This window comes from Rhizobium sp. ZW T2_16 (assembly GCF_044987325.1).
Taxonomy (GTDB): domain Bacteria; phylum Pseudomonadota; class Alphaproteobacteria; order Rhizobiales; family Rhizobiaceae; genus Neorhizobium; species Neorhizobium cellulosilyticum.
This window is the reverse complement of the sequence record NZ_JBJDRG010000054.1, coordinates 1-2,316: the sequence shown is the minus strand read 5'-3', so window position 1 is coordinate 2,316 and position 2,316 is coordinate 1. Positions and strand designations below refer to the sequence as shown.

Sequence of the window (2,316 nt, the reverse complement as noted above, 5' to 3'; positions counted from 1 at the left end):
ATTGTCCTTGAGTAGGGCGGGACACGTGAAATCCTGTCTGAACATGGGGAGACCACTCTCCAAGCCTAAGTACTCGTGCATGACCGATAGCGAACAAGTACCGTGAGGGAAAGGTGAAAAGCACCCCGACAAGGGGAGTGAAATAGAACCTGAAACCGGATGCCTACAAGCAGTCGGAGGGCGCAAGCCTGACGGCGTACCTTTTGTATAATGGGTCAACGACTTAGTGTAACTAGCAAGCTTAAGCCGGTAGGTGTAGGCGCAGCGAAAGCGAGTCTGAACAGGGCGTTCAGTTAGTTGCATTAGACCCGAAACCGAGTGATCTAGCCATGAGCAGGCTGAAGGTTGGGTAACACCAACTGGAGGGCCGAACCCGCATCTGTTGCAATAGATTGGGATGACTTGTGGCTAGGGGTGAAAGGCCAATCAAACTCGGAGATAGCTGGTTCTCCGCGAAATCTATTTAGGTAGAGCGTCGAGCGAATACCCCAGGGGGTAGAGCACTGGATGGGCTATGGGGACTCACCGTCTTACTGATCCTAACCAAACTCCGAATACCTGGGAGTACTACTCGGCAGACACACGGCGGGTGCTAACGTCCGTCGTGAAGAGGGCAACAACCCTGACCTCCAGCTAAGGTCCCCAAGTCATGGCTAAGTGGGAAAGGATGTGAGGATCCCAAAACAACCAGGATGTTGGCTTAGAAGCAGCCATCATTTAAAGAAAGCGTAACAGCTCACTGGTCTAAATAAGGGTCTTTGCGCCGAAAATGTAACGGGGCTAAAGCCATGCACCGAAGCTGAGGATATGCACTTAACGTGTATGTGGTAGCGGAGCGTTCCGTAAGTCTGTGAAGGGGGATCCGTGAGGACCCCTGGAGATATCGGAAGTGCGAATGTTGACATGAGTAACGACAAAGGGGGTGAGAGACCCCCTCGCCGAAAGACCAAGGGTTCCTGCTTAAAGTTAATCTGAGCAGGGTTAGCCGGCCCCTAAGCCGAGGCAGAAATGCGTAGGTGATGGGAACCACGTTAATATTCGTGGGCCTGGTGGTAGTGACGGATTGCGTAACTTGTTCAGACTTATTGGATTGTCTGGGCGGGGAAGCGGTTCCAGGAAATAGCTCCACCGTATAGACCGTACCCGAAACCGACACAGGTGGTCAGGTAGAGTATACCAAGGCGCTTGAGAGAACTATGCTGAAGGAACTCGGCAAATTGCACGCGTAACTTCGGAAGAAGCGTGACCCCTTTTTACGCAAGTGGATTGGGGTGGCACAGACCAGGGGGTAGCGACTGTTTATCAAAAACACAGGGCTCTGCGAAGTCGAAAGACGACGTATAGGGTCTGACGCCTGCCCGGTGCTGGAAGGTTAAGAGGAGGGGTGCAAGCTCTGAATCGAAGCCCCAGTAAACGGCGGCCGTAACTATAACGGTCCTAAGGTAGCGAAATTCCTTGTCGGGTAAGTTCCGACCTGCACGAATGGCGTAACGACTTCCCCGCTGTCTCCAGCATAGACTCAGTGAAATTGAATTCCCCGTGAAGATGCGGGGTTCCTGCGGTTAGACGGAAAGACCCCGTGCACCTTTACTATAGCTTTACACTGGCATTCGTGTCGGCATGTGTAGGATAGGTGGTAGGCTTTGAAGCGGGGACGCCAGTCTTCGTGGAGCCATCCTTGAAATACCACCCTTATCGTCATGGATGTCTAACCGCGGTCCGTTATCCGGATCCGGGACAGTGTATGGTGGGTAGTTTGACTGGGGCGGTCGCCTCCGAAAGAGTAACGGAGGCGCGCGATGGTGGGCTCAGACCGGTCGGAAATCGGTCGTCGAGTGCAATGGCATAAGCCCGCCTGACTGCGAGACTGACAAGTCGAGCAGAGACGAAAGTCGGTCATAGTGATCCGGTGGTCCCGCGTGGAAGGGCCATCGCTCAACGGATAAAAGGTACGCCGGGGATAACAGGCTGATGACCCCCAAGAGTCCATATCGACGGGGTTGTTTGGCACCTCGATGTCGGCTCATCGCATCCTGGGGCTGGAGCAGGTCCCAAGGGTTTGGCTGTTCGCCAATTAAAGCGGTACGTGAGCTGGGTTCAGAACGTCGTGAGACAGTTCGGTCCCTATCTGCCGTGGGTGTAGGAATATTGACAGGATCTGTCCCTAGTACGAGAGGACCGGGATGGACATATCTCTGGTGGACCTGTTGTCGTGCCAACGGCATAGCAGGGTAGCTATATATGGAAGGGATAACCGCTGAAGGCATCTAAGCGGGAAACCCACCTGAAAACGAGTATTCCCTATCAGGGCCGTGG

1 rRNA gene is annotated in these 2,316 nt (G+C 53.8%); it reads left to right on the top strand.

Annotated features, from left to right (window positions below):
- A 23S ribosomal RNA gene (locus ACI3K0_RS30645) occupies window positions 1-2,316 on the top strand; the annotation flags it as partial.